The 25,736-nt window shown below is 70.0% G+C and carries 20 protein-coding genes and 6 pseudogenes; 2 read left to right on the top strand and 24 right to left on the bottom strand.

Annotated features, from left to right (window positions below):
* Positions 1-89: 89 nt before the first annotated feature.
* From OHB41_RS42790 to OHB41_RS42805, 4 genes and pseudogenes are all read right to left on the bottom strand, one after another.
* Positions 90-635: a hypothetical protein gene (locus tag OHB41_RS42790; RefSeq protein ID WP_266705450.1), complete on the bottom strand. Its 546-nt coding sequence runs from the start codon at positions 633-635 to the stop codon at positions 90-92.
* A 555-nt stretch (positions 636-1,190) separates the two neighbouring features.
* Complete coding sequence (locus tag OHB41_RS42795; protein WP_266705451.1) at positions 1,191-2,630, bottom strand: serine/threonine-protein kinase; 1,440 nt, start codon at positions 2,628-2,630, stop codon at positions 1,191-1,193.
* A 229-nt stretch (positions 2,631-2,859) separates the two neighbouring features.
* Positions 2,860-3,117, bottom strand: a pseudogene (locus OHB41_RS42800) (hypothetical protein); the annotation flags it as partial.
* 407 nt (positions 3,118-3,524) lie between these two features.
* Entirely contained in the window at positions 3,525-3,980 is a 456-nt protein-coding gene (locus OHB41_RS42805; RefSeq protein ID WP_266705452.1) for a hypothetical protein, read from the bottom strand.
* 203 nt (positions 3,981-4,183) lie between these two features.
* On the opposite strand from OHB41_RS42805, the gene OHB41_RS42810 reads away from it, so the two are divergent.
* Positions 4,184-4,657: an ATP-binding protein gene (locus OHB41_RS42810; RefSeq protein WP_266705453.1), complete on the top strand. Its 474-nt coding sequence runs from the start codon at positions 4,184-4,186 to the stop codon at positions 4,655-4,657.
* A gap of 9 nt (positions 4,658-4,666) precedes the next feature.
* Here the strand turns inward: OHB41_RS42810 and OHB41_RS42815 are convergent, their stop codons facing one another.
* The 19 genes and pseudogenes from OHB41_RS42815 to OHB41_RS42905 all read right to left on the bottom strand — a co-directional run bounded on the left by OHB41_RS42815 (position 4,667) and on the right by OHB41_RS42905 (position 23,994).
* Positions 4,667-4,897 (bottom strand): hypothetical protein, encoded by a 231-nt coding sequence (locus OHB41_RS42815; protein WP_266705454.1) that lies wholly within the window; start codon positions 4,895-4,897, stop codon positions 4,667-4,669.
* Positions 4,898-5,243: 346 nt separating this feature from the next.
* Positions 5,244-5,638, bottom strand: a pseudogene (locus OHB41_RS42820) (GNAT family N-acetyltransferase); the annotation flags it as partial.
* A 31-nt stretch (positions 5,639-5,669) separates the two neighbouring features.
* Positions 5,670-6,074, bottom strand: a pseudogene (locus OHB41_RS42825) (serine/threonine-protein phosphatase); the annotation flags it as partial.
* Between the two features lie 680 nt (positions 6,075-6,754).
* Positions 6,755-7,993, bottom strand: coding sequence for a L,D-transpeptidase (locus OHB41_RS42830; RefSeq protein WP_266705455.1), 1,239 nt, complete (start codon positions 7,991-7,993; stop codon positions 6,755-6,757).
* 316 nt (positions 7,994-8,309) lie between these two features.
* Positions 8,310-8,624: pseudogene (locus OHB41_RS42835) on the bottom strand (transposase); the annotation flags it as partial.
* A 155-nt stretch (positions 8,625-8,779) separates the two neighbouring features.
* Complete coding sequence (locus OHB41_RS42840) at positions 8,780-9,139, bottom strand: transposase (RefSeq protein WP_266705456.1); 360 nt, start codon at positions 9,137-9,139, stop codon at positions 8,780-8,782.
* A 45-nt stretch (positions 9,140-9,184) separates the two neighbouring features.
* On the bottom strand, positions 9,185-9,769 hold the full coding sequence (locus OHB41_RS42845; protein WP_266705457.1) for a DinB family protein: 585 nt from the start codon (positions 9,767-9,769) through the stop codon (positions 9,185-9,187).
* A 763-nt stretch (positions 9,770-10,532) separates the two neighbouring features.
* Positions 10,533-11,300: pseudogene (locus OHB41_RS42850) on the bottom strand (SDR family NAD(P)-dependent oxidoreductase); the annotation flags it as partial.
* 203 nt (positions 11,301-11,503) lie between these two features.
* Positions 11,504-11,794 (bottom strand): annotated as a pseudogene (locus tag OHB41_RS42855) (transposase); the annotation flags it as partial.
* A 606-nt stretch (positions 11,795-12,400) separates the two neighbouring features.
* Positions 12,401-12,751, bottom strand: coding sequence for a UBP-type zinc finger domain-containing protein (locus OHB41_RS42860; RefSeq protein ID WP_266705458.1), 351 nt, complete (start codon positions 12,749-12,751; stop codon positions 12,401-12,403).
* Positions 12,748-14,196 carry an ATP-binding protein gene (locus OHB41_RS42865; protein ID WP_266705459.1) on the bottom strand — a complete coding sequence of 483 codons (1,449 nt, stop codon included), beginning with the start codon at positions 14,194-14,196 and terminating at the stop codon, positions 12,748-12,750. Before OHB41_RS42865 ends, OHB41_RS42860 begins: the two co-directional genes overlap by 4 nt.
* The gene (locus tag OHB41_RS42870) at positions 14,193-15,869 is read right to left on the bottom strand and encodes an NAD(P)/FAD-dependent oxidoreductase (RefSeq protein ID WP_266705460.1); all 1,677 of its coding nucleotides are present in this window, start codon (positions 15,867-15,869) and stop codon (positions 14,193-14,195) included. Before OHB41_RS42870 ends, OHB41_RS42865 begins: the two co-directional genes overlap by 4 nt.
* A 118-nt stretch (positions 15,870-15,987) precedes the next feature.
* Positions 15,988-17,277: a DUF4032 domain-containing protein gene (locus OHB41_RS42875; RefSeq protein ID WP_266705461.1), complete on the bottom strand. Its 1,290-nt coding sequence runs from the start codon at positions 17,275-17,277 to the stop codon at positions 15,988-15,990.
* A gap of 49 nt (positions 17,278-17,326) precedes the next feature.
* Entirely contained in the window at positions 17,327-17,959 is a 633-nt protein-coding gene (locus tag OHB41_RS42880; protein ID WP_266705462.1) for an amidohydrolase family protein, read from the bottom strand.
* Between the two features lie 691 nt (positions 17,960-18,650).
* A complete protein-coding gene (locus OHB41_RS42885) occupies positions 18,651-19,439 on the bottom strand; it encodes a hypothetical protein (RefSeq protein WP_266705463.1) in 789 nt (262 codons plus the stop codon).
* A complete protein-coding gene (locus OHB41_RS42890; RefSeq protein WP_266705464.1) occupies positions 19,436-19,618 on the bottom strand; it encodes a hypothetical protein in 183 nt (60 codons plus the stop codon). The genes OHB41_RS42885 and OHB41_RS42890 overlap by 4 nt, the downstream gene beginning before the upstream one ends.
* 93 nt (positions 19,619-19,711) lie before the next feature.
* Positions 19,712-20,482 (bottom strand): N-formylglutamate amidohydrolase, encoded by a 771-nt coding sequence (locus OHB41_RS42895; protein ID WP_266706554.1) that lies wholly within the window; start codon positions 20,480-20,482, stop codon positions 19,712-19,714.
* Positions 20,483-20,633: 151 nt separating this feature from the next.
* Positions 20,634-21,092 carry a cyclic nucleotide-binding domain-containing protein gene (locus OHB41_RS42900; protein WP_266705465.1) on the bottom strand — a complete coding sequence of 153 codons (459 nt, stop codon included), beginning with the start codon at positions 21,090-21,092 and terminating at the stop codon, positions 20,634-20,636.
* Positions 21,093-21,285: 193 nt separating this feature from the next.
* Positions 21,286-23,994, bottom strand: a complete 2,709-nt coding sequence (locus tag OHB41_RS42905; RefSeq protein ID WP_266705467.1) for a SpoIIE family protein phosphatase — start codon at positions 23,992-23,994, stop codon at positions 21,286-21,288.
* A 175-nt stretch (positions 23,995-24,169) separates the two neighbouring features.
* On the opposite strand from OHB41_RS42905, the gene OHB41_RS42910 reads away from it, so the two are divergent.
* Positions 24,170-24,409 carry a DUF6296 family protein gene (locus OHB41_RS42910; protein WP_323138443.1) on the top strand — a complete coding sequence of 80 codons (240 nt, stop codon included), beginning with the start codon at positions 24,170-24,172 and terminating at the stop codon, positions 24,407-24,409.
* A 493-nt stretch (positions 24,410-24,902) separates the two neighbouring features.
* Here the strand turns inward: OHB41_RS42910 and OHB41_RS42915 are convergent, their stop codons facing one another.
* Positions 24,903-25,703: a VOC family protein gene (locus tag OHB41_RS42915; RefSeq protein WP_266705469.1), complete on the bottom strand. Its 801-nt coding sequence runs from the start codon at positions 25,701-25,703 to the stop codon at positions 24,903-24,905.
* Positions 25,704-25,736 lie beyond the last annotated feature (33 nt).

Here is a 25,736-nt window from a genome sequence, read left to right on the forward strand (position 1 = left end):
TCCACCTGGCAGCAGGACGCCAGAGCGCCCCGCCAAACGACCGGCCCCGCAGAACCTTCACTACCGGGCCCCACATCCCCGAGAACCTTTTACATGGGGAAAGTATTTAGTACGCCATCCAGCGCCCGTGCGGCAAGTGGACACAGACCCAGGCAGCGACCGTGCCCTGTACACCGAAGGGGCGAACCGCCCCTGAACCTGGGCAAACCGGGCATGAGCTGTCCGGGCTCCCTCAAGCAGTGACCAGACAGCGCCGGTACCGCACCCGGGCCGTGCCAGTCCTCCAGAATCTGGTTGATCAGCGGGAACAGGCCGCTGATTGTGCCCTTGCAACGCCCGCGCCGACGGCGCAGCGCCTCACGGACGGCGGCGACGACCCGTTCGTCGGAACGCCCGGTGGGGCCGGAGGCGCGGGTGGTGCGGTGGTCCAGGAGCCCCCACAGGCCCTGCTTGCCGCAGGCCAGGCGCATGCGCTGCACCGTGGTACGCGACACTCGCCCAACCCCCAGGGCGGTCAGCTCCTCGGCCTTGGCCTGCTCCCGCTCGGCCAGCGTGTGCCGTGCGGGGTCGTACTGGTCCCGCACCACCCCTTCGCTGCCGGGCCCGTCCGCAAGGTCGCATTCGACTTCTCTCACGTGTCGCTGCCAGGCCAGGGCCCTCTCCCGCGCCGCGGCAGGTGCGGTTTCGAACAGCCCCCACTGCGGGGGCCGCCTGCGGTACGCAGGCCCCGATGACGCTGAAGCCGGGATCGGCGAACGGGTACCCGGCGAGCACGGCCTCGCCACCGCCGTCCGGGCCGACGAGGTGAAGTGTCTGCCCGGACAGGGTGATCACCTGCCACTTCACGCCGCGGAAACGGACATGCGCCTCGACCGCCACGGCCGCCCGGGCGTTGCGCCGCGCGGTCACCGGGCCCCTCCCGCCGTGCCCGGACCCGGGCCACTCCAGCCCGGAGGGCCGACCAGGACGCGTTCGTGCAGCGGCTGTCCGCGAGGTTCTGCCGTGGCTGAGGAGCAGGGCTACTCGTTCGGCTTCCCCGTGCGCTGAGCCCGTGGCGGCAGCGGTATGAGGCGGCTGACACGCGCGCTCCGCGGGGAGCCGGAGAGCCGATCCGGCGAGCAGCCCCCACCCACCGGCGACCAGAGCATCCGTCATGTTCCATAGGCACCCCAGGAGCCCTGCGCCGCAGGTCAGCCGTGGCTCTTCCGGCCTGCCCTGTCCTGGGAGCCGCCGGACGCCCCGGCCGGCTTCCGCGCGCCGCCGGGCCCGGCGTGGGCGGGAGCACCCTTGGTCGCCTCCTTGTCGCGGCCCGGGGCGTGGTGCTGAGGGGTGTCGCCGCCCTTCTCCGCACCGGGTGACGTCCGGCGCGCGGCGGCCGGAGCCGCGGCTTCGGTCACGGCTGTCTCGCTGGCCGGGGCCGTGTCGCCGACCGTGGCTGCGGTGGTGGTGGAGCGTGACGGCTCGGACGCCGAACCCGACTCTGGCCGCCGCGTGTTCGGGTCTGCGGCGGCGGTCCTCGGCGCCTTGGCGGAGTCGGAGGGCGGCTGGGCCAGTTCGGACGCGGGGGAGCCGGAGCCGGCGCGTTCGTCGCTGTGCGCGCCGGTGCCCAGGGTCATGGCGAGGGCGGCCCCCAGAGCCGCCGAAAGCGCGGTCAGGGCGGTGCCGACCGCGAGGCGGCGCGCGTGTCCCGTCCTGCCGGTGTGCCGTGCCCGGGCCCGGCTGCGCGTCTCGTCGTCCGCCCGCGCGGAGAGGGTGACGGGGGCCACCGAGGACAGCGCGGCGTCCGTTACGGCGTGCGGAGGTGCGGCGCACAGAGCGGACAGCGCCCGGGCACAACTCGGGGCGTCGGGCCGCGTCGTCTCGTCCTGAGCCGTCATGGCGTGCAGGAGACGGGCCAGACCGGGCGGGAGCGAGCCTGGGACGACGGGCGACCGGTGCACGCGTGCCACAGCCGCTTCCAGCGGGGTCCCCTCGTACTCCAGTTCCCCTTTCAGGCATTCGAGCAGGACCAGGCCGAGGGCGTAGATGTCGGCGGCCGGTCGGACCTCCCTGCCCATGACCTGCTCCGGCGCAAGATAGGCAGCGGTTCCTATGAGGACGTCGGAAGCGGTGTGATGAGTGGCGTTCACCAGCCGGGCGATGCCGAAGTCCGCGAGGTGAGGAGCGCCAGAGGCGTCCAGCAGGACGTTCGACGGCTTGATGTCGCGGTGCACGATGCCGGCGTCGTGCACATGGGCGAGCGCCCGCGCGAGGGCGGCGCCCAGCTCGGCGACGCGCCGGGGGGACAGCGGCCCGCTCGCGAGGCACTCGCGCAACGTCCGCCCTGTGACCAGCTCCATGACGAGGTAGGCGCGGCCCTGGTGCCGGCCGGCGTCGTAGACGGTCACCAGACCGGGGTGCTGAAGCCGCGCCAGAAGGACGGCCTCCTCGGCGAACCGTCGTTCCATCTCCGGGTCGGCTCCCGCCCGGAAGATCTTGACGGCGATCCGTCGTCCGAGGCGGACGTCGACGCCCTCGTAGACGTCGGCGGCACCTCCTCGGCCGATACCGGCGCCCAGCCGGTACCGGCCACCCACGGTCTCGGCGGCCACCCTCTGCGTCGGCGGGAAGTCTGTTCGGGGGCCGTTCATTCGTCTCTCCGTTACTGTCACCGCGAGCAAAGCCGACAATCGACGCTGTGTGGCGCGGGTACCCGCTCCTGCGGCAGGCACCCCGGCCGCTTCGGTGGTCGACGGCCGCGCCCTCGTGGTGACTTCGCACACCTCAGAACTCCGAGCGGCAGGATGCTGCGCACCCGGTTCAAGACCCACGCCCACAGCCAGTTCCACCTGCCTCATGCGCTTAAGCTGGTCGTCAAGATCACCGTCCGGTCGATATCCCCACCCGCCTGGCCCGGCTCCGGGGCAGGTTGATGTCGGGCCCGAAGGCGAGGTAGGTGCCGTCCGTGGTGGCGCAGCCGAAGGCATCGGCGAGCCGCAGACGGCGGCGAGAGTTGACACGTCCCATGTGCACGCGGATGCCGCGCTCGCGCGCCTCAAGGGCTAGGCGGTGGGCGGCCGGCGAGGTCTTCCACTCGGTGGAGCCCGCGAGGAACAGCACGTCGACGCTGTCCCAGGGGCTGTGCTCACGAGCTGCGGCGCATTTCTTGGGACGGGTCGTGACCGGGGACTGCGGCGGTTCTGTTGCTCAGGGCCGAGGCTGAAGTCCTCACCCCGGTCGTGGGCGCGCGCGTTGTCGGCGCTGACCTGACGGGCCTCCCGGGTGCGCCGGGCCTGCCGGATGACGGCTTCCGCCCATACCCGTACGAAGTGCCGGGCGGTCTCCTCGGCCTCCGTCGGCTGGTCCGGCCGGAACCACTGCTTGTCCATCTGGGAAGGCTGCAAGCCTGCCGAGGTCGGCGCACAGGTGGCGGGCGATGGCGGTGGGCAGGGTGACGATCGGCGCGCCGAGCGTGGCGTTCGGGTCCGCGGGGGAACGTCACGATCGATACGGTGCTGGCCCTGGTCTACCTGCAGCAGCACCACTCACCGCGTGAGTGTGGGTGAGCGGGCCACGGCGGCGAGGTCGAGTGGGCTGACGAACTCCAGGTGGCGGGCGCCGATCACCAACTCGCGTCGAGAGCGGTCCTGCAGGCGCAGGTGGCCGCGCAGGAGTTGGGTGAAGGTCGTGTTGTCGAGATACCGAGGCACCGTGTGGTAGCCGAACAGCTCTCCCCCTTTCGGGCCGGTGGCCAGTCCGGGCCGCCCTCGCAGCCACTCGACGTGTTGGTCCTGGGCGGCCCCGAGCGCGAGAAGGGGCCGGGCCCAGCCCGCGCAGGAGCCGCCTGTTCCGCTGTCCACGTAAGGAGCGCCCCGTGGGCCGTTACCGCTGTCGGCCGAACGCAGGGACTTCTTGCCGTACAGGCGCGCGTTGGGGTTGAGGCTCATCGCCCTGTACTCCAGCCGCAGCACCTGCCCGGCGATGTCGGGGTGGGCATGCATCCGCTCCATGTGGGCCGGAGCGAACCCATGGAGATCGGGTAGCGACAAGTTATTGAGAATCGAGACAGGGTCGTGACCTCTCAGGTGGTGGGGTAGCGGCGAGGACTGCCAGGTCGGAGCCTCGCGAGGGGGTTGTTAGAGTTCGCGGTTTGGGGGTAGGCGCGCGTGCGTGGCAGGGCTGCTTGGGAAGCAGGGCGGACCGTATGGGCCAGACGGCAGACGATGACGACCGAATGTCGCTGGTCAGCGACGTCATTTCGGTGTCCGAAGCGTTCGAGGGCAGTGAAGAGATCGCTGCCGCTCGCGATCTGGCTCGGTCCTTCCTGACGGGCGTGCAGGCGGTTCACGGACTTCCCGTGTCCGGCCGCGCGATGGGCATGGTGCAGCTGGTGGTCAGCGAGCTGGTGACCAACGCCCGCAAGTACGCGCCCGGTCCGTGTCTGCTGACGATGCAGGTCCAGGACGGCGCCATCGAGGTGACCGTCTGGGACAGCAGCACTGACCTGCCCGCGGTCCTCCCGCCGGACCCTGACAGGGTCGGACAGCACGGACTGGAGATCGTGATGGCCGTCTGCCAGAGCTTTCGGTTTCATCGGGAACCGGTGGGCAAGCGAATCACCGCGGCTATCGTGCTGGCCGACGATCCGGGCGGGGACGCGGCCGGTCGCCTGCTGTGATCACCGGCTTCAGCGTCGCTCCCGGTCGTTGCCTTGCGGAGTGATCGTCTTCATGAGGTGGGTGAGGGGGACGAATCCGCTGGACGTTCCGAGCTCGGTGGGGGTGGGGCCAGCGGGCGTGGGGGTGTCGGCGAGTCGTTCGGCGAGAGCGGTGACTGCTTCGCGGTCGCCTTCGAGAGCTTCGCGTTCGTCGTCGGTGAGATCGAGCTGTTCGAGCATCTGGTCGATGCCGTCCTTCACGGCCGGCAGCTGGCCGCGGGCGGACTGTTTGGGGACGTAGAACGGGCAGCGTGCGCAGGCCAGCCGGTGGGGGCACTTGGCGAAGAAGTCGTAGCTGCAGTAGCCCTCGCCCAGGTCGTAGGACTTCCAGGATTGTTCGCCGCCGGCGGCGGCGCCGGTGAGGATGGACTCGCGGTATATGAGGACCTGGATGGTGCGGACGTTGCGGGCGAAGTAGTCGGCCTTCTTGTAGGCGACGGTGAGAGTGCGCCGCAGGATCTCTAATGGTGGAGTCGGGTATTGGAACCCCCTGAATGCCTCCCGCCCTCGGGGTTCCGCGTGGGTCCCGGCGTGCTGCGGACCTGTATCAGGTCAGGTCGGTGCGAGGGTCGATAGCCCAGTGGTTGGTTTGCAGGACTCGACCGGCGAAGGGCACGTCTTGCTTGCCCAGGAATCGGAATCCGAGGGTGCGGCAGATGCCGTTGGACGGTGCGTTGGTTGTTGCGGGGAATGCGTGTATCAGCCCCCACCGGCCGTCGTCGCGGGCCAGCTCACCAGCGTGCGGACGCCCTGCTTTCCGAGTCCCCGTCCCTGGTACTCCGGCAGCACCATCCAGCCGATCTCGGAGATGCGCTCGCCGTCTGCGTCATGGGGCCACAAGGTCACGGTTCCCGCGACCACGTCCAGCTCGGCCTCATCGGGCACGATCATCTTTGTCCAGTCAGTGTCCGCTGCCACCCGTTGAACATCACGTTGGACCTTCGCCTGGTCGACATGTCGACCGGACGCGGCCGTACGCTCCCCGTTGGGCCGCGTCGCGGACCTGTCGGAGCACGGTGTCGTCGGCGGACTGCAGGGTCACCTCCAGGACGCCGATGCAGTCGCCGCGGTTGGTGACCGGCGTGATGACGCGCCGCCCGCCCTGTCCGTCCGGTTCCACATGCTGGCGCTGGCTCTGCAGAACGTGGTCGTAGACGCTGCCCTGCAAGGCGATCGGCTCGCCAGGGTCGGCGGCCTCATCGCCGGCCGCGGCGAGGCGTACCAGCCGCTGGCCGATGAGGTCGACGAACAGGAAGGACGTGTGCTCGGCACCGAAACGCTTTTGCAGGTCGTGTGCCACGACGTCGACGGACTCACCGGGCGGGGCCGCTTCCGCAGCGGCCAGCAATTCGCCCAGTTCCAGATCTCCACCCTTCACAGCAACCTCCTGTCGGTTGCCGCATCTTCTTCCCCGAGTCTGCGCAGCATCACCTGATCTGCTTATTTTCCCTGGTCAGGACAGCGGGCCAGATCGGTACGAGCAGGTCCCGGGGCCGTCAGGCGGCGCCCGTGGGCGGTCGTGCGGTCAGCGCGTCGGCAGCCCTCGATACAGAGGAAACAGCACGTCGACTGCATGGCGAGCGATCCGGGAACGGGCCGATGCGCTGTACGGGGTCGTGTACCAGGCCGCGCTCTTCCCGCGGCGCCCGGATCCTCCGGGATGCGCGAGGACTGCGGTATCCGGCCCTCGCGTTGCTGTGCGCAGCCTTCTCGGCGGTGCTGACCGGGGCTCGCGCGCTCATCGCGATCAGCGAGTGGCCCGGGATCACCGCGCCCGGGGTCGGCGTGCATGCGCACGCTGTCGGCCCGTAGCGAATTCATGGAGGAGCTGACGGCCTGGTTCTCACTGTCCGGCAGTCCCCGCGATGCGGGAAGGGCCGACGGACTCGGCGACGCGGCGCATGGCCTCGATGCCGTCCATGCTGGGCAAGCGGACGCGGGGTCTCCCCGGGCCGAGGGCTGCTCGAGCGCCCTGACGACGCAGGCGCGGTCGACATGGTGTCGGTCGCCGCCCGGCGGAAGGGATTCCGGTTCGGCTGGGTGGAGAGGGGCGCGGTGTCAGTGGGTGGTGCTGCCCGCGACCCACTCGCTCCACGGCATGGTCCAGTCGCTGAGGCCGTTGTCCGGTGCCAACGTGGTCTTGTCCTCGGAGTTCTTGACGATCACGACGTCACCAATCATCGAGTTGTCAAAGAGCCAGGCGGCGGGCTGCTTGCCGTCGCCGCCGCCCTTGACGTCCTTCAGACCCACGCAGCCGTGGCTGGTGTTGACCTTGCCGAAGACCGCGTCGGCACCCCAGTAGTTGCCGTGGATGAACGTGCCCGAGGCCGTCAGGCGCATGGCGTGCGGTACGGCCTCGATGTCGTACGCGGGCCTGCCGTCCTTCTTCGTGAGGCCGACGCTCGCACCGTTCATATGGAGATTCCTGAACTTCTCGGAGATGACCATCTGACCGTTGTACGTCGGGTGCTCGGTGCTGCCGGACGAGATCGGGATGGTCTTGATCGTCTTGCCATCCCGTACGACGGTCATCTGCTTCGTCTTGGCGTCGACGGTGCTGACCTGGCTCCGACTGATCTCGAACGTGACCGTCTTCTGGATGCCGTGGAGGTTGAGCTTGACAGTGACGGTCGAGCCGGGCTTCCAGTAGTTCTCGGGGCGGAAGTCCAGGCGGTCGTTGTTGAACCAGTGGCCGACGACCCGCTGCCCGCTGCTCGAGCTGACCCGGATCTCCGACTCCACGGTCGCCCTGTCACTGATCGCCTTGTCGAAGGAGACCGTCACCGGCATGCCCACGCCGACGGTCGAGCCGTCCTCGGGGGAGAGATGCCCGATGAAGTCGTTGGCCGGGGAGACCGTGGTGATCGTGGCGTTCCCGGTGGTGGAGCGGCCCTTCGTGTCCTCGGCCTCTGCGGCGATCTGATATCTGGTGGCCCGGTCCAGCCGGCCGTTCGGCTTCCAGGAGGTATCGTCCGCGGACAAGGTGCCCGGAATCTCGGCACCGCTCGCGACGGCGGTCATGGTCACCTTGGTGAGCTTGCCGTTGCTGACGGTGACTTTGAGGGGATCTTCGATCCCGACATTGAAGGCACCTTGCCCGGGCGTGATTTTTATTCGTGCGTCGGAAGCATCGGCGGCCGCCTGATCCACCCGCGCCTGCGGTTTCGGGGGATTCCCGGCGTCGTTGCGGATCGTCGCAGCGCTGCTGGTACCGCCGAGGACCGTGACTGCGAGTACGCCGCCAAGTACGCCGGCTGTAGCCGCCAGCCCGGTGTGTCGTTTACGTACCGTGATCAAGCGCTTCTCCCATGCCACTGGTCTATGCGTACCTGCGAGCTGATCGCCGGAGGAAGTGCAACCGGCTTGAAACCACTTATAGACCTGTAACTATCCAGAAATGGGCAAATTGTGGTGAAGACCACGCGTCGCCGAGACCTTGCTCGACGGCCGGATGGCGTCCAGACGCTGGCCGGTAACAGCCTTCGAAGAGTTGGGGTGGGATCCGGTGTCAGCGACCTGGTAGCCGTAGTGGAACGGTCGCTACGCGACGTGCGATCGAGGTGGCGGCGCGGGCCGGGCTCATCGATGAGGTCGATCCGGATGGAGCAGGCATAAACGGGATCTTCTCGGCGATGGCCCTGCGGACCATCGCCTTGACCATGCTCACTTTCGTCTCGACGGCGACGCTGTCGTCGATGCCGGCCCGTCGGCATCGCTCGCGGTCGTCCGTCCAAGACGTGGGCAGATACTGCCGCCGGTCGATCAGCCTGCCTCCACGTTCAGTCGCGTAGGCGAGGAAGACACCGATCTCGCTGTTCTCGGTGCGTCCGGCGGTTCCGGAGTACTGCCGTTGCACGCCGGCCGAACGGACGCCCTTCTTCAGGAAGCCGGTGTCGTCGACGACGAGGACGGCGTCTGTGTCGCCGAGGTATCGTCGAGGACCTCATCGGCGTCCCACTAAAAGGGCGAGACTGTCGTGCATGTTCGCACCTGACACGGCGACGGCGAGCGGGGCGCCCCTGGCATCGGACAGCACGTGCAGCTTGCTGCCCTTCTTGCCGCGATCGACCGGTTTCGGCCCGGTCAGCGATCCCCCCTTTTTGGCGCGAACGGAGGCCGCGTCGAGATCCCCGAGGTCCAGTCCACCTCGCCCCGGACCCCGAGTTCGTCCAGCACCGCCCGATGCAGCCGACGCCACAGGCCGACCTCGGTCCATGCCGTGAAGCGGCGATGGGCGGTAGCGGAGGACGTACCGGACGTCGGCGGCAGATGCCGCCAGGCACAGCCGCTGGTCAGCACGTACACCACTGCGGTGAGCACGGCCCGCTCGTCACACGGAGCGGTCCCACCACCTTGCGGACGAGCAGCGAACGACGGCAGCAACGGGGCGACCAGCTCCCAGAGCTCATCAGGAACCAGACGCTTCGACAGATCAGCACTCACGGCCGGCATCATGCCGCTCGAACATCAAGTCACTGGGACAGCCTTCTATGCCTTGACTGATGAGGCCGATCTGGCGGCCTGCTCGATCTTCGCGCAGTAGGCGGTGCGGGCCTCCTCATCGATCTGCGTCTCGTGTTCGGGGCGCATCCCGGTTCGGCCGTCGACGCCTTCGCGCAGGATGTCGGCGTGCCCGGCATGCCGGTTTGTCTCGCCGAGGACGTGGACCATGATGGCGAACAGGTTCGTGCTGAGATAAGGCTCCGGCCACCACGGCACGTGGCCGGGGGCATCGAGGGCAAGCTCGTCGATCGTTGCGTCTGAGTGTTCCCACGTGCGCCGGTAGGACTCGATGATCTGATCGCGCGCCTCGTCCTCAGCCGCCCACAGATCGCTGCCGTCGTGGTCCTGCCACCGGGGCAGCGGTTCCGGGGACGGCCGGTCGAAGACCTCGCCGAAGTACCTGGCCTCAACGCTGGCTACGTGTTTGACCAGGCCGAGGAGGTTGGTCCCGGTCACTGTCAAAGGTCGGCGGGCGTCGTATTCGGACAGGCCGTCGAGTTTCCAGAGCAGCGCCTCGCGGTCCCGCCGCAGTCTCCCGTGCAGGTTGTCCTTCGCGAATTCATCGATCATGCGGCATGAGCCTGCCATGGGTTACTCGTGGCCTCAAGATCCCGTAGGTGGACCGCGATGACCGGCAGAGCCGAAGCCTGGCCACGGCCACCGCTCTGAGTTACTCAAGAAGCTCGCGGAACTTGCCACGTGAGACAGCCTCTCAGTGTTGGTGAACGCGTAATGGAACTGGCGGGGAGTCAGGCCCGCTGCCTTGTTCTTGTTGGCAGGGTCGCCCAGCACGGGCCAGGCCGGTCTGGGCGTGGACAGCGGGACCGGAAGCACACCCTTGACCGGCCCTGAGTCGATGGCCACGCCGGAGATGCCGAGGCACCGGGCCAGCAGGATCTCCACGAGCACGCCCCCGAGGGAGTGGCCCATGATGATCGGCGGCTCGTTCAGGCCGCGGATGGTCTGTTCGTAGTGATGTGCAATCTCGCCCAGTCCGACACCCGCAATCGAGGACCGGGCCAGGCCGGTGCCAGCACGCGGTGGCCGGAGGCGGTGTATCGGTCGCTCCACTGTTCCCGACTGCGCGGAGTCATCCACAAACCGTGGATGAGGACGATCGTGCCGGTCTCCGGCATACCGATCGGGGGCATGAGGCGCTCCTGGGGATAGAACGTTGTGCCACGTCTCACATCCGTCGACTCGGCGTGGTCGTCGGGGTTCATCAGGTGGGTCGCGGGTCTGTCGGCTGGCCCGCGTTCCAGTGGGGTGCTCGGTGACGTGACGTCGGCTATGTGCACGCGCCGGTTGACACAGTTTCGGGCGTGCACAGTGGTCAGATCTGGCGCAGGGCACCGCCGTCGACGTCCCACTCCGCGGCGGTGACCGGGCGTGACAGGGGTGAGACGAGGTAGGCGACGACCTGTGCGACGTCGTCCGGCTGTCCAATCCGGCCCGTGCGCAGCGGCCGGATATCCGTCACCATGCGGGTGATCGCGCTCTCCCTGTCCGTACTCCACAGCTCGGCGCCCTGCTCGCCGAAGCCGCCGGGCCGGTCGTACAGCGGGGTACGGGTGCGCCCGGGGATCACGACGTTCGAGCGGATCCCCTGCGGGCTGAACTCGGTGGCCAGTGAAGTGGACAGTGCCAGCACCGAAAGCTTGGCTGCCGCGTAGTCCATGTTGCCGGTCTCCGGCAGCCGCGCGGAGTCGCTGCCGACGTGGACCAGGCGGCCGCCACCGCCACCGCCACCGGCACCGGCACTGGCACCGAGCATGGCGGGCACGGCGGCGCGGCTCATGCGGCGGGCGGCGTGGAAGTTGATCGAAAGTGGCCAGCCACTGTTCGTCGGTGATGGTCAGGAAGCTGGAACGGGCTTGCAGCCCCCGGCGTTGTTGACCAGGGCGTCGATGCGGCCGTGCTGTTCGAGCACGGTGGCGATCACCCGGGCGGGCGCGGCGGGGTCGGTGAGGTCGGCTTGGACGGCGGTGCCCCGGGCGCCGAGACCGATGTCGACCGGATCGCGGTCGACACCGACCACCACGGCTCCTTCCTCGGTGAGCAGGCGGGCAGTGGCTTGTCCGATGCCTGAGGCGGCGCATAGGACCGAGACGACTCAGCTGTGCACATCACCGCTGGCAGGTGAACTCATCGCGGAGGACTTCGACGGATGGAGTCCGCAGCTTCGACAGGAGTTCGCCGACAACGTCCACAACCGCCAGGTCGGCTCCGTCCTGCTGTCGGAGACCGACGAAGTGAAGGTATGGAGCGTTCGACTGGCTCCCGGCGAGCGAGTGCCTGCCCACCGGCCCGCGACCGGTCCAGCTGGTTCTTCGAGCGCAGTTCCTTCAGCAGCGCCACGTGTAACTGTCCCAGACGCCGGCCTCGTTCCAGGCGGCCAGCCGTCGCCAGCAGGTCATTCCCGAGCCGAAGCCCAACTCCTGCGGCAGGTAATCCCACTGGATGCCGGTGTGCAGCACGAACAGGATCCCCGCACAGTGCCTGCCGGTCCGGCACTCGAGGTCTGCCTTCCACCAGCTTCGGTCCCGGCGCGGGCAGCAATGGCTCGATGAGCGACCACAGTTCATCCGGCACGATCCATGGCCTCGACTGACGTTTCCCCACGACCAGACCGGCGAGCGGACAAGCCAACAGTCACATGATCAACAGTTTTTGTTGGAGCCAGTAAGAGCGAGGTGAGGCCATCACTGGCGTGACTCATTTCAGCATCCTCGCAACGTCGGTCCGAGCTGGGGAACTCGACCTCCTTCGTAGATCATCTGGCCACCTGCCACTGCCCGACTACCTCCACCATCACCCGCCCCCACCTCCCACCCCGCGCATGCCACTGCTGGCGGGCATTCGCGAACCGCCCTCGCCATTTCGGAGGCCGAGAGCCCCCGCCGGAGGCATGCTTTGACCTCCTGCGCGTCGTGCGGTGATCCACCCATTGCCACCGGCCCTATCCGCACGGGGGCGCGCGTCGGCACGGCGCCGGCCGCGCGGGCCCAAGGCAAGAGCGGCGCGCGGCGCGGAGGGGGGAGCGCAACCAGGCTTGATGAAGTGGGGAAAGTTCACCGCGCCGCCGGTGCGCAGCCCCCCGTGTTGGTGTACTTCTCACCTGCGCTGATGGTCCGTGGGCGTCCGCGGTTGTCCGCCGTTGTACGTGGCGCTGTTGCCGTCACCCCAGTCGCGCACGACCCCTCACCGCAGCGTGTCCGCCCAGTTCGCGGGCACGCGTCCCGCGGGGCCGGGCGTGGGCTGGTCCAGGGGGTGGCTTTCCGGGGCCGCGAGCTCGGGGCCCGTCTCGTACAACTCGGACGTCTCGAAGTTCCAGAACCACGACTCGCCGGGCTCGTAACTGCGGATGATCGGATGGCCGGTGCTCTGCGCGTGGGCGGTGGCGTGCTTGGAGGGCGAGTCGTCGCAGCAGCCGATGTGACCGCACTGGGCGCACCGCCGCAGATGGAACCACCAGCCGTCGACGGCGTCACAGTCACCGCACCCCGTACCGCTCGGCGGGACGGTCGGGTCGATTCCGGCGGGCAGGGTCATGACGCCTCCTCGGGCGTTTCGGTGTCCGCCGCGGTCAGTGGCAGACGGACCTGGAAACGGGTGTCACCGGGGACGGACTGCACCGACAGGCTTCCGTGGTGCTTGTTGGCGACGATCCGCCAGGAGATGTCCAGTCCGAGCCCCGTGCCCTCACCCACCGGTTTGGTGGTGAAGAACGGATCGAAGATGCGGTCGCGGATCTCGGCCGGTACCCCGGGACCGGTGTCCCGGAACTCGACGAGCAACTGGTCGTGATCGTGCGCGGTGCGCACCGTCAGCGTGCCCTCGCCCTCCATCGCCGAGGCGGCGTTGTCGATGAGGTTCGTCCACACCTGGTTCAACTCGCCCGGATAGGCGGGGATCCTCGGCGCCGTGCGGTCGTAGTCCTTGGTCACCTTGATGCCGGAACCCATCTTTCCGGCGAGCATCAGCAGTGTGCTGTCCAGGAGTTCGTGCACGTCGACGACCTGGTACGGCGCGCGGTCGATCTGCGAGTACTGCTTGGCCGCGTCCACCAGGTGCGAGATCCGGGTGGTGGAGTCCTCGATCTCGTTCATGAGGAGCTCGGTCTCCACGGTGTAGTTCAGCCACCGCACGGCGCCTTCGAGGGTCTCCTCGTCCACGGTCGCCGCGACCTGGTCCAGCCATTCCGTGTCGAGCCCGGCCTGCACGAACGCCGGCGCGAGCTGCCACCCGCCGGCGATGTCGTGGTCCTCGAGCCAGTCACCGAGCGCGTCCTCCCGGTCGGAGGCCTCGAGGGGGCTCAACGGCGTGGCCTTGGCGACCCGTTCGGCCGTGCGCTCCTGGATCTCGATGAGCGTCTCCAGGGTGTCGCGGGCGTACGGGCCCGAGGCGATGGCGCCGAGCTTGTGCCGCATGTGGGCCACGCGGTCCCGGAGGGTGGAAGTCGCCCGTACCGCCGCCGCGGCCGGATTGTTCAGCTCGTGCGTCAGTCCGGCCGACAGCGAGCCGAGCGCGAGCAGCCGCTCGCGCTGGCCGATGGTCCGCTGGGTGTTCTGGCTGCCGAAGAACAGTCCTTCGAGCAGGTGGACGGCCATCGGGAACCAGTCCCGCAGGACCGCGGCGAAGGTCTCGGCGGGCAGGACGAAGAAACGGGAGGGCTCGGTGACCCTCATCGACCCCTTGTAGAACGTCTGGTCCGGCCCGTTCAGATAGGCCTGCATGGCCCCCGCGTACACCCCGCGCTGGGAGCTGCGGCTGATCTCCACGTCGTCGCCGCCGACCCGGCGCGACATCACGACGGTCCCTTCGAGCAGCACGTAGAAACAGGTGGCCGCGTCACCCTCGGTGTAGACCGGACCGGCGTCGAACTGCTCCACCCGTCCTTCGCGGCACAGTCGCTCCAACTGGTCCTGGTCCAGCTTCTCGAACAGGAACAGTGTGCTGAGCTCGCTCTTGTCGCACGGCAACGGCCGCCCGCTCACGACTGCTCCAGATATCGGTGGACGAGCATGACGGCCATGGCTCCCTCTCCGACCGCGGAAGCGACCCGCTTCGCGGACTCGGCACGCGCGTCCCCGGCCACGAACACGCCGGGCACATTGGTCTCCAGGTGGTACGGCGGCCGGTCCAGCTCCCAGCCCTTGGGCGGCTTTCCGTCGACGGTCATGTCGGGCCCCGCCATGATGAATCCGCGGGTGTCCCTCTGCACCGTACCCTCCAGCCAGTCGGTGAGGGGGGCCGCGCCGATGAACACGAACATCCACTGGGCGTCGACGAGTTCGGTCTGCCCGCTCGTCACGTCCCGCAGGGTGAGCTGTTCCAGATGGTCCGTGCCGTGCGCGGCCTCGACGACCGTGCCGGTACGCACCGAGATGTTGGGGGCCTCCTCGATCTGCTGGACCAGGTAGTGCGACATCGACGCGGTCAGCGAAGAGCCCCGGACGAGCAGGGTGACCGACTTCGCGCCCCGCGACAGGTACATGGCGGCCTGTCCGGCCGAGTTCGCCCCGCCCACGATGTACACGTCGTGGCCCTGACAGGAGGCCGCCTCGGTCAGCGCCGAGCCGTAGAAGACCCCGCAGCCCGTCAGGTCCGCCAGACCGGGCGCCTCCAGCTGCCGGTACGTGACGCCGGTCGCCAGGATCACCGCGTGCGCGGCGATCGCGGAGCCGTCGGAGAACCGGATGACGCGCGAGGCTCCGGTGACCTCGAGGCCCGTCACCTCCCGCGCGGTCAGGATCTCGGCGCCGAACTTCGCCGCCTGCCGGCGCGCCCGCCCGGTGAGCTGGGAGCCGGACACCCCGTCTGGGAAGCCGAGGTAGTTCTCGATGCGCGAGCTCTGCCCGGCCTGGCCGCCGGTCGCCGACCGCTCCACGAGGACGGTCCGCAGCCCCTCGGACGCGCCGTACACGGCGGCCCCGAGGCCGGCCGGGCCACCGCCGATGACGACCAGGTCGTAGAACTCCTCCGTCGGGGTCGTGGCCAGCCCGACCTGCGCCGCGAGGTCCGGGTCCTCCGGCTCCACGAGCGGCGTGCCGTCCGGCGTGATCACCAGCGGCAGCCGGTCCCCGTCCTGGCCGGCCGCGGCCAGCAGCCGCTGCCCCTCCGGCGTGTCCGACGAGTACCAGCGGTACGGCACCTGGTTGCGGGCCAGGAACTCCCGTACGTCCGAGGAACGCGCCGACCAACGGTGCCCGACCACCTTGCAGGTCGGCACGGGCCGGAAGTCGCTGGCCCGCCAGGCGTCCAGCAGATCGTCCAGCACCGGATAGAGCTTCTCCTCCGGTGGGTCCCACGGCTTGAGGAGATAGTGGTCGAGATCGATCACGTTGATCGCGTCGATCGCCGCGTTGGTGTCCGCGTAGGCGGTCAGGAGCACCCGGCGCGCGCCGGGATACACGTCGAGCGCCTGCTCCAGGAACTCGATGCCGTTCATCTGCGGCATCCGGTAGTCGGCCAGGATCACCGCCACCTGGTCGCCGCGCAGCTTCAGCTCCCGGAGCGCCTCCAGGGCGGTGTCACCCGACTCCGCCCGCACGATCCGGTGCGACTCGCCGTAGCGGCGCCTGAGGTCGCGCGCCACGGCGCGCGACACCCCGGGATCGTCATCCACGGTCAGAATGACGGTCCGCGCTGTACCGGCGGCCTGTGCCATACGTCTCCCACCCCGAGCAGGTCGATGTCGTCCCGGCCGCGCGCACGCCGTACGAGCCCGAGCGGCCGGTCCTTGCTCAATCGTATGTATGAACGGTCGCCTTCGCTCTGCAACCGCCTCACGCGGGCCCGGTGGAACTCTCCGGCGGTGGCAGCAGGGACTCCCGGACCTTGGGGAGGACGGTGGTGACGTAGTCCTCGACGGCCGTGTCCAGTCCGATGTCGTGCTGGGCGCGCTCGGACAGGTACCAACGGTGTTCGAGCAGCTCGTGGTAGATCTCCGCGGGGTCCATGGAGCCGCGCAGGTCCGGCGGTACGGCGCGGACGGTGGGCCGGAAGACGTCGCGCACCCAGCGGTGGGCGAGCACCTCGGGGCGCGCCGCCCGGGGGTACCCACCGCCCGGGTAGGGCGACGAGCTCGCGGAATCGTCTTCGGGGGCGTGGTCGTCCTGGGTGGCCATCCAGCTCTCCAGGTCGTTCAGCAGCCGGCGGGCCTGGTTCTCCTCCGCGTCGAGCCCGGTCAGCCGCAGCAGCTGGCGCTGGTGGTGGCCCGCGTCGACGACCTTGGGGACGAAGGTGACCGTGTCCCCGTTCGAGGAGTGCGCTATCTGCATCTCGGCGACATCGAAACCGAGGTCGTTCAGGCGCCGGATGCGGCGGTCGATGTAGTGGTGCTTGCCCGCCGGGTACACGGAGGTCCGGGTCAGCTCCTCCCACAGGCTCCGGTAGCGCGCGCAGATCTCCCTGCCGAAGTCGATCGGGTCGACGGAGGGGTGCAGCGCCCCGGCCGCCTCCAGGTCCAGCAGCTCACCGCTGATGTTGACGCGGGCGAGATCGAGGTCGTACTCCCGCTGCCCGTCGCTCAGCCGGGGGTGCAGCTCGCCGGTCTCGGCGTCCACCAGATAGGCCGCGTACGCTCCGGCGTCCCGTCGGAAGAGCGTGTTGGACAGCGAGCAGTCGCCCCACGCGAACCCGGCCAGATGCAGCCGCACCAGGAGCACCGCCAGCGCGTCCATCAGCCGGTGCATGGTCGCGGGCCGCATGGTCGTCTCGAACATCGACCGGTAGGGCATCGAGCCGCCCAGGTGCCGGGTGATGAGGACGGACTCCAGCGGGCCGCCGTCGGCGTCGGTGCGCCCGGTGACCACGGCGAGCGGGTCCACCGCCGGGATGGAGAGCCGGTCCAGGCCGCGCAGCATCTCGTACTCGCGCAGGGCGGGGCGCTCGGCGAGCTCCTTGACCGCCACCACCTCGTTCCCGGCGCGCGCGTAGCGCACCACGTGCCGGGAGATGCCGCGCGGCAGCGGCACCAGGTGGTGCTCGGGCCATTCCTCCAGCGGCAGCTGCCAGGGCAGTTCGAGCAGGAGCGCGGGGTGCTCCGGGTTGGTGGCGCTGATCTGCAAAGCCATCGGCGGACTGCCCTCACCTCGGAGTCGAACGTGTACCTGCTTCCAGCATCTACGAATGATCGCCGAGGCGGAAGACGCGCCGTGCGTTGCCCGACAGGAACAGCTCGGTGGTCTCCTCGTCGAGGCCCAGCTCGGAGAGGTGCTCCAGCGCCCGACTCGGCGTGATCATGGGGTAGTTGCTGCCGAAGAGGACCTTCCGCCGCCCCCGGCCACGCAGATAGGCGACCCGCTCGGGCGGGAAGCGGCGGGCGGTGTAGGCGCTGGTGTCGATGTACACGTGGGCGTGCTTGTCGGAGACAGCGATCATCTCCGTGCTCCAGGGGTAGCCGATGTGCCCGCACACGATGGTGAGTTCGGGGAAGTCCAGCGCGACCTGGTCGATGTACGGGATGGGCCGGCCGGTCTCGGAGGGGCGCAGCGGCCCGGTGTGCCCGACCTGGGTGCAGAACGGGACGCCGAGCTCGACGCAGGCCGCGTACAGCGGGTAGTAGAGCCGGTCGGTGGGCGGCAGCTGCCACAGCCACGGCGCGATCGGCAGGGCCACGAAGCCCAGCTCCTCGACGGCCCGGCGCGGCTCGCGCACGGCCGGGACCGGTTTCGCCAGGTCCACCCCCGCGACCCCGCGGAGGTCGCCGACTTCGTCGCCAGGTCCGAAGGACGGCTGCGGGTGAGGAGCCCGCATGAGCGGCCGCGCGACACCACCCCGCGATTCGAGTGGCGGCACCGGCAAGACGACGGCTGGGGCTGGAGCGTCGCCCACACCGTCGAGGGCCCATGCTCAGGCTGCTGCCCACGGGAGTCCCTACGGGCCTGCCCGCGCTGGGGAGGACGTCTCCACCGCGACCCCGCCATCCTCGATGACGGCCTGGGCGAGGCGCTGTACTGCCGGCAGGAACGGATCGTCTTGAGGGTGTGCCCGACGAGGAGTACGGCGAAGGTCTGCTCGGTGACGATCATCCGCCTGACCTCATCATCTTCTCCGTAGGGCTGGAGGGCGGTGATGGGGTCGTGGCAGGCGTCGGCTGATGCGAGGGTGAGGGCTTCACTCGAGGTCGGCGGCAGTCGTGGTGGGTGTCGAGGTTCGCGACGTGCCCCATTTGGCCGTATTGACGTGTCGGACGGCGCGGTGCGGCGTTAGTCGTGCATGAGCAGAAGTCGCAGGTTGCGGGATCTGTCAGGGCCTCAGGCGTTCGACCAGTTGCGTTCGCAGTTGGCTCGTGCCGCTGCCGGGGTGGCCAGGGAGAAGGCGCCTCGGCAGATGCCAGTCGAGTCGGCGCTTGGTCCGACGCATGCGGAGCCGGATGACATCCGGGGTGAGGCGGGTCCGCCACCGTCGAGCTGAGGTCTTCACGTCGTCCGCCATAGCGGTGCCACTACCGGCGGACGGGCGCAGGGAGTCGCCGGACGGTCGTGGTGCAGTCGCCGTAGAGACGCCCGGAAGCGTCGTCGGAGTCGCACGTCGGGCAGGCTCGCGGTGGTGCTGCTTTCTCGGCCTGCTTCAGGCGCGTGCCGAGGGTGACGATGCCGCCGTGGAGGTCGTCGAGTTCGGCGGGGAGGATGACGCCGCGTCGGGCACGGTCGACGAGGTGGAGGAGGTGCTGCTCCGTCACGGCGGTGCGGTCGGGCACGCGCTGTCCCGGCTGTCGTCGGCGAGCCGGTTGAGGATGCCCTGTACTGGTCCACCAGCTCGGGGACGTCGGTCCAGTTGGCGCCCATCGGAGGAGCGGACGGCCGTCCTCGGGCCGCCCCCAAGGGGCCTTGGCGCGGTCGGCTGCCGACTGTGCGAGGTCCGCCGACAGCGGGACACCGGTCCTAGCGACCTGGTCGGCGAGAGTCGGATCGAGGATGCTCATCGAGTTACCGCCGCAGCCTCGGCCGGCGTCGGAATCCGCGCTCGATGCGGAACTCGGCGATGGCCTTCTCGCAGCACGCGGCTCACCCTCGACGGTGTGCTCGTCCTGCCGGTACGAGGGGGCGCCCGCCCACGAGGCGGTCAGCACTTCCCACCCGAGGTCGCACCGCGAGCACACGTGGGCCTCCGTGCAGTCGACCCGTCCGCTCTTCACGTGCGGGTGGCGCAGCGGCGCGGCGAGCATCGACTCGCAGCGCGCCTTGTAGGCGCCGTCGATGCCCTGGCTGGCCATGCGATCGCTGACCGTCATGCCACTGCCGAGGTCACCGAGGCGGCGCGGGGTGACCGTGATCCCGAAGGGCGCGCCATCGAGTTCGCCGTCGAGGCCCTGTCGCCCAGGTCGAATCCGAGGGCCCTGCGGGGGATGCGTGGTGAGCGGGGCGCGATCTCGATGATCACACGCCAGTCGTCGCGGAAGGCGAGCTGCATCCGGATGCCTCGTTCGCGGTCGCAGCCGCCTCCAGCAGGAGTCCATGACTAAGCGATTGCTTACCCGACCCTAGGGGGTGGCCCCCCGCACGGCTACCCCGACACGGCGTCGACGAGGGCTCCGAGCGCGGCGGCGAGGCGCCCGAGCCCTGGGCCGGCCGGGCCGCCGGGCTCGCTCATGTACGTGTCCCGCCGGATCTCCACCATCAGTGACATGACCCGTGGATCCTCGCCGTGGAAGCGCAGCGGCACGTAGGCGCCGGAGAACGGGCTGTCGATCCCCACGGTCCCGACGCCCTCGAACGCCTTCCTGGCGTGCTCCACCAGCCCGGCGGGTGTGTGGAAGTCGTCGGTGCCCAGGCAGACCGGTGGACGCGGTCCCTCGCCGTGCAGTTCGTACGGCAGCCTGGCCGTCGGATACGAATGGACGTCGATCACCACGGCCCGCCCGGTGACGGCCAGCCGGTCGGCCACGGCGGCGGTCATCGCCTCCGCGTACCGGCGGAAGTAGCGCGCGATCAGCGGCGCCGGGTCGACGTCGGCCGGGCGCAGCGGGGCGCCGTGTGTCGTGCGGGTGTAGACCGCGCCCATGCCGACGGCCAGCATCTCCTCGCGCTCGTCGGGAAAGCGCTCGGGATCGACCACCAGACGGGACAGGCGGTTCACGAACCGCCACGGAGTGACGCCGGCCGCCCGCGCCGCCGCCTCGGCGAGCTCCGCGGTGTGCGCGTCCGTGATGTGGTCCAACTCGCCTTCCAGTGCCGGGTCGTCGAGCGTGATGCCTGCGCGGACCTGCAACGGTATGTGCCGCGACGAGTGCGGGACGTGCAGGACGACGGGGGAGGTGTCGGCGCCGGGCAGCAGCTCGAAGGAGTCGGCGTTCGCGGAAGGGGTGTTCCTGGAAGGGCCGTTCGCGGCAGCGGCGTTCGTGGAGGAGGGGTTCGCGGGGGCGCGGTTGGTGGCGGCGGGGTTCTCGTTCACCCCTTATTCCTATCGCAGCCCGGGGAACCCCGTCTCAGCGCAGTCCGCCGCCTCCGTGGCGCGCGTAGTGCTCGATCAGCGCCGCCCGCGTCGTTTCGAGCCGGTGGGCGAGGATCGCCGCGATCGTCCGGGTCAGCGACAGCTCCAGCGCCGGATCCTTCGCGCAGAGTCCGCGCACCTGCCCGGCGTCGAACTCGTAGGCGCGCACCGGGCTGAACGCCTCCGCGCCGAAGTCCCAGTGGTGCGGTGGGAACAGCCACGACCAGCCGAGCAGATCGCCCGGTCCCAGCGTGGCCACGGAGATGCGCCGCTCCCCGACGACCTGTTGGTACAGCGAGACGGTTCCCGAGCGGACCACCCAGAAACGGTCCGCGGTTCCCCCCGCCTCGAAGATCTTTCCGTCCGCCGGGAAGGAGACTTCCTGGGCCACGGTCATCAGCCGTTCACGGTGTTCGGCGGAGAGGGCGGGCAGCAGCCGCAGGGCAGTGGGCATCGCGGACCTCCATCGCACCGCCGCAGGACCACGCGGGCTCGGCGGCGCTGTCGTGCCGGTGGTATACCGTCACCCTCCATTGGAGCCGGATCCGCCGCATTCGTCTCGTCGGGGGACTCCGGTGACCGACAGTGGCGCCGCGGCACCCGGAGCAGGCGCAGTCCTCCGGGCCGTCCGCCCGCTCGTCGCGAGGTCAGGGCATGGGCAGCTCGGCCCAGATCACCTTGCCGGCGAGCGTATAGCGCGTTCCCCAGCGCTCGGCGAGCTGGGCCACCAGGAAAAGGCCGCGCCCGCCCTCGTCCGTGCCCGCCGCGTAGCGCAGCCGGGGCGAGGTGCTGCTGCCGTCGAAGACCTCGCAGATCAGGCTGTGGTCGCGCAGCACGCGGACCTGAATGGGGCCGCTGCCGTAGCGGAGCGCGTTGGTGACCAGCTCGCTCAGGATCAGCTCCGTACTGAACGCCAGCTCTTCGAGACCCCACTCCGCGAGCTGACGGGTGACCGCGGCGCGCACCTCGCCGACGGCCACCGGATCGGACGGGACCTGCCATTCGGCGATGTGGTCGGCGTCGAGCACCCGTGTGTCGGCGACGATCAGGGCGATGTCGTCGCTGGGCCGGGCGGGCAGCAGGGCGTCGAGCACGGCCCGGCAGGTGTCCTCCGGGGAGCGGCGGCCCGTCGCGGTGAGGGCGGTGCGCAGCAGCTCCAGGCCGGCGTCGATGTCCCGGTCGCGGTCCTCGACGAGCCCGTCCGTGTAGAGCACCAGACGGCTGCCCTCCTCCAGCTTGAGCTCGGCCGTGTCGAACGGCAGGCCGCCCACCCCCAGTGGGGGACCGGCCGGCACCTCGGGGAACTCGACGCTGCCGTCGGGCCGGACCAGCGCGGGCGGCGGATGCCCGGCCCGGGCCACGGTGCAGAGCCGGGACGACGGGTCGTAGATGGCGTACAGGCAGGTGGCGCCCGTGATCGCGGCGCTGCTCTCCTCCGTCGCCTCGTCCAGGTCGATGCGGGCGACCAGCTCGTCGAGGAGACCGAGGATCTCGTCGGGCGGCAGGTCCAGGGAGGAGAAGTTGTGGACCGCGGTACGCAGCCGGCCCATCGTGGCCGCGGCGTGCAGCCCGTGGCCCACGACGTCACCCACGACCACGGCTACACGTGCGCCGGACAGCGGCAGGACGTCGAACCAGTCGCCGCCCACCCCGGCCTGCGCCGGGAGGTAGCGGTAGGCGATGTCCAGGGCGCTCTGCGCGGGCAGGTTGCGCGGCAGCAGGCTGCGCTGGAGCGTCACGGCCATGTTGTGCTCGCGGGTGTAGCGGCGCGCGTTGTCGATGGAGACGGCGGCACGCGCGACCAGCTCCTCGGCGAGGGCGAGCTCCTCCTCGTCGAACGGTTCCGGCTTCTCGGAGCGCCAGAAGTTGACCACGCCCATCGCCAGCGGGCCCACCCGCAGCGGAACGGTGATCAGCGAGTGGATGCCGTACTCCACGACCTGGGTGGTGCGCCGGAGGTCCTGGGCGAGCCAGCCGGGGGCCTCGTCCAGCTCGGGCTCGACGACGGCCTCACCGGTGCGCAGACTGTGGGCCTGTGGCGAGGTGGCGACGAACCGGATGTGCTCGCCCACCGGGTACAGGGGGGCGTTGTCGCGGATGCCGCTGAACGCCGTACGGCGCACGTCGGTGCCCGCTTCCGGATCCTCACCGTTCAGTACCGAGTCGGCCAGGTCCACCGTGACGAAGTCCGCGAACCGCGGCACGGCCACCTCGGCCAGCGCCTCGGCGGTGCGGGTCACGTCCAGGCTCGTACCGATGCCCACCCCGATGTCGTACAGCAGCTTCAGCCGCTCCCGTGCCACCTCGGCCCTGCCGGACAGCGCGCTCAGCTCGGTCGAGTCGCGCAGTGTCGCGACGCTGCCGGGCGGGCCGCCCTGGAGGTCCGTGGGTCGCTGGTTGATGGCCAGCAGCCGGTCCCCGACCAGGTGCACCTCGTCCGTGACGACGCGTCCCGACGACAGCAGCGCGGCGGTGTCCGGGTCGAGACCGAGGTCGAGGACATGCCGTCCCTCGGCGTCGTGGGGCAGATCCAGCAGCCGCTGCGCCTCGTCGTTGGCGAGCAGCAGCCGGCCCTCTCCGCCGGCGATGATCACTCCCTCCCGGACGGCGTGCAGCACCGCGTCGTGGTGCTCGTACATCCGGGTCATCTCGTACGGGCCGAGGCCACGCGTCTGGCGCAGCAGCCGTCGGCTCACGAGCGCCGTCCCCGCCGTGGCCAGGGCGAGCGCGGCGGCCGCGGCGGCGAGGACGAGGGGCAGCTGCCGGTTGGCGACACCGCCCACGTTCGCCGTCGTGATGCCGGCCGACACCAGCCCCACGACCTTGCCGCCGGGTTCCTTGACGGGAACCACGGCCTGGACCAGCTGTCCGATGGTGCCGTTGATCTCCTCGACGCTGGTGCGGCCGTGCTGGGCGGGGGCGAGGTTCCCGACGAAGTTCTTGCCGATCCGGTCCGGCTTGGGGTGGGTGTAGCGGATCCCTTCGGTGTTCATCACGACGATGAAGTCCACACGGGACGCCCTGCGGGCGGCCTCGGCCCGCGTCTGCAGCGCCGCCGTGGGGTCGGCGCTCCTCAGCGCCTCGCGGGTGCCGGGTGAGTTCGCGAAGGTCTCGGCGACGGCCAGTGAACGGTTGCGGGCCTCCTGCGTGCTGTCGTGCCGCACCTGCAGCACCAGCGCGACCACCGCGGAGACGACCAGCAGCAGCACGATGACCACTTGCAGGAGGAACACCTGGCCCGCGACGCTGCGTCCGCTCAGCGCCGACCGCAGCATCGCCACCCGCCCGGTCCGCTCGCGCGGCCCTGCGGGGCGAGGGGTCGACCGAGACCGGGATCGACCCAATAGTCGGACCATGTGCCTATGTCTACACTGCGCGGCGCCCTGAGGCGAGAGACGTCGCACGGTGCGAGGGGGCGTCCGATACGGGCCGCACAGCCGGGACCTCCGGCGCGTGGTGCCGGGCGGAGCATCTGGCCGCATCATGGAGGGAAGTCATTTGCCCGCATTTGTATCTCGGGCGCGGGAGGCCATGATGCATACCCCGGACCGCTACCGGTTGAGCTTCACCCACCAGGAATCAGGTGTCGGCGTCATCACGGACGAGGTGGTCGTCGAACGCACCGCCACCCTCGGGCCGGGCGGAAACCCGGTGTACTCCGATCCCACCGGCATACTCCGCGCCGAGATCAGCTCGGCGGGAGAGGTGCGGATGCTGGCCAGTGGCGGCTACCAGTCGCCGGTGTCACCCACCGCCGAACCGCTTCCCTGAGCGACGCTCCCGGACCACCCGCCCCGCCCCGGCCCACGGGTGCGGGGCGTGCTGGCGGGCCGGGCCTGTACGGCTTGGCGGGCCGGGCCTGTACGGCCTGGCGCGGGGCGCGAGCATGCCGGTCAGTGAGCTGAACGTGCGCACACCGCACACCGCATGCCGCGCACCCGCACATCGCACGCCGCCGCACGCCGGTCTGACGGCTGACTGTGCGCGCGCCCCGCACCGCTCACCAAGGGGACGGGGCTCCCGCGACCCCGTCATCGCGCGACCCCGTCCCGGACCGTCGGCGGGGCGAAGGCCGTGGCCGACACCCAGGCACCGGGTGCCGCACCGGGCGGCGGCCACGCCAGCACGCCAGGGTGCAGGTTGCCACCGAGGTGCCCGCGACCCCCGCCGCTCCCACCGCCCCGAATCGTGAACACCGGCGGCAGGCGGCTCCACCGCCCCGAATCGTGAACACCGGCGACAGGCGGGCCCCGCCGCCCCGCGTCTATTCGGCGTCCTGGGAGCTCACGCTGAAGTGCGCCCCGTCGGGGTCGCTGAGGATCGCCTCCGTGGAGCCGGCCCCCTGCTGGTGGGCCGTGCCTCCGTGGGCGCGCGCGGCGCGGGCGCAGGCCTCCACGTCGTCGACGGTGAAATGGATCCGCCAGTGGGGCCTGATCGTGGGGTCGGGTGCCGCCCCGACCGCGCCCGAGTGGATCCGGGCCACGACATCGCCCTGACTGCGCAGGACGACCTCGTTGTCCTCGTAGTCGACCTGACAGGAGGCGGGGTCCGAGGAAGCCCACTGCAGGACCTCCGCGTAGAAGATGGCGGCGTCGAACGCGTCGCGGGTGTGCAGTCGTACGAAGACCGGTGCCGCCCGGCGCCACGCCTCCCAGCCGGCCACCAGCCGACCCTCCCAGATGCCGAAGACCGCGCCGTCCCGGTCGGCCAGCAGCGCGGCGCGCCCCGGGGGGAAGGAGATGGGGCCCACCGCGGTCGTACCACCGCGTTCCTGGCTGCGTGCCACGGTCTCGTCCGCCGAGGCCACGGCGAAGTAGGCCGTCCAGGAGGCCATCTTCGCCCCGATCCCGGACATCCCCGAGACGCCGGCGACCGGCACCCCGTTGACCCGTGCGAACCGGTACTGGTCGCCCAGCGTGCCCGAATGCCACTCCCAGCCCAGGACGGCGTGGTAGAAATCCTCCGCGGCGCGCAGATCACGTGTGGTCAGACTGACCCAGCACGGCGCGCCGAACACCGTATGACTGGAGACGACCCCACGGTCGAGTGTCCTGTCGCTCATCATCGCCGCACCGTCCTGACATCACTGGCCGGCTGC

The sequence above is a fragment of the Streptomyces sp. NBC_01571 genome (genome assembly GCF_026339875.1).
In the GTDB taxonomy this organism is placed as follows: Bacteria; Actinomycetota; Actinomycetes; order Streptomycetales; family Streptomycetaceae; genus Streptomyces.

Excerpts from the sequence above, each read along its gene's own strand:
- OHB41_RS42805 (WP_266705452.1), bottom strand. The coding sequence starts at position 3,980 with ATGCATGCCCACCCCGACATCGCCGGGCAGGTGCTGCGGCTGGAGTAC.
- OHB41_RS42905 (WP_266705467.1), bottom strand. The coding sequence starts at position 23,994 with ATGGTCCGACTATTGGGTCGATCCCGGTCTCGGTCGACCCCTCGCCCC.
- OHB41_RS42910 (WP_323138443.1), top strand. The coding sequence starts at position 24,170 with ATGATGCATACCCCGGACCGCTACCGGTTGAGCTTCACCCACCAGGAA.
- OHB41_RS42915 (WP_266705469.1), bottom strand. The coding sequence starts at position 25,703 with ATGATGAGCGACAGGACACTCGACCGTGGGGTCGTCTCCAGTCATACG.
- OHB41_RS42875 (WP_266705461.1), bottom strand. The coding sequence starts at position 17,277 with ATGGCTTTGCAGATCAGCGCCACCAACCCGGAGCACCCCGCGCTCCTG.
- OHB41_RS42880 (WP_266705462.1), bottom strand. The coding sequence starts at position 17,959 with ATGCGGGCTCCTCACCCGCAGCCGTCCTTCGGACCTGGCGACGAAGTC.
- OHB41_RS42885 (WP_266705463.1), bottom strand. The coding sequence starts at position 19,439 with ATGACGGTCAGCGATCGCATGGCCAGCCAGGGCATCGACGGCGCCTAC.
- OHB41_RS42860 (WP_266705458.1), bottom strand. The coding sequence starts at position 12,751 with ATGACCCTGCCCGCCGGAATCGACCCGACCGTCCCGCCGAGCGGTACG.
- OHB41_RS42870 (WP_266705460.1), bottom strand. The coding sequence starts at position 15,869 with ATGGCACAGGCCGCCGGTACAGCGCGGACCGTCATTCTGACCGTGGAT.
- OHB41_RS42845 (WP_266705457.1), bottom strand. The coding sequence starts at position 9,769 with ATGATCGATGAATTCGCGAAGGACAACCTGCACGGGAGACTGCGGCGG.
- OHB41_RS42795 (WP_266705451.1), bottom strand. The coding sequence starts at position 2,630 with ATGAACGGCCCCCGAACAGACTTCCCGCCGACGCAGAGGGTGGCCGCC.
- OHB41_RS42810 (WP_266705453.1), top strand. The coding sequence starts at position 4,184 with ATGGGCCAGACGGCAGACGATGACGACCGAATGTCGCTGGTCAGCGAC.
- OHB41_RS42900 (WP_266705465.1), bottom strand. The coding sequence starts at position 21,092 with ATGCCCACTGCCCTGCGGCTGCTGCCCGCCCTCTCCGCCGAACACCGT.
- OHB41_RS42890 (WP_266705464.1), bottom strand. The coding sequence starts at position 19,618 with ATGCAGCTCGCCTTCCGCGACGACTGGCGTGTGATCATCGAGATCGCG.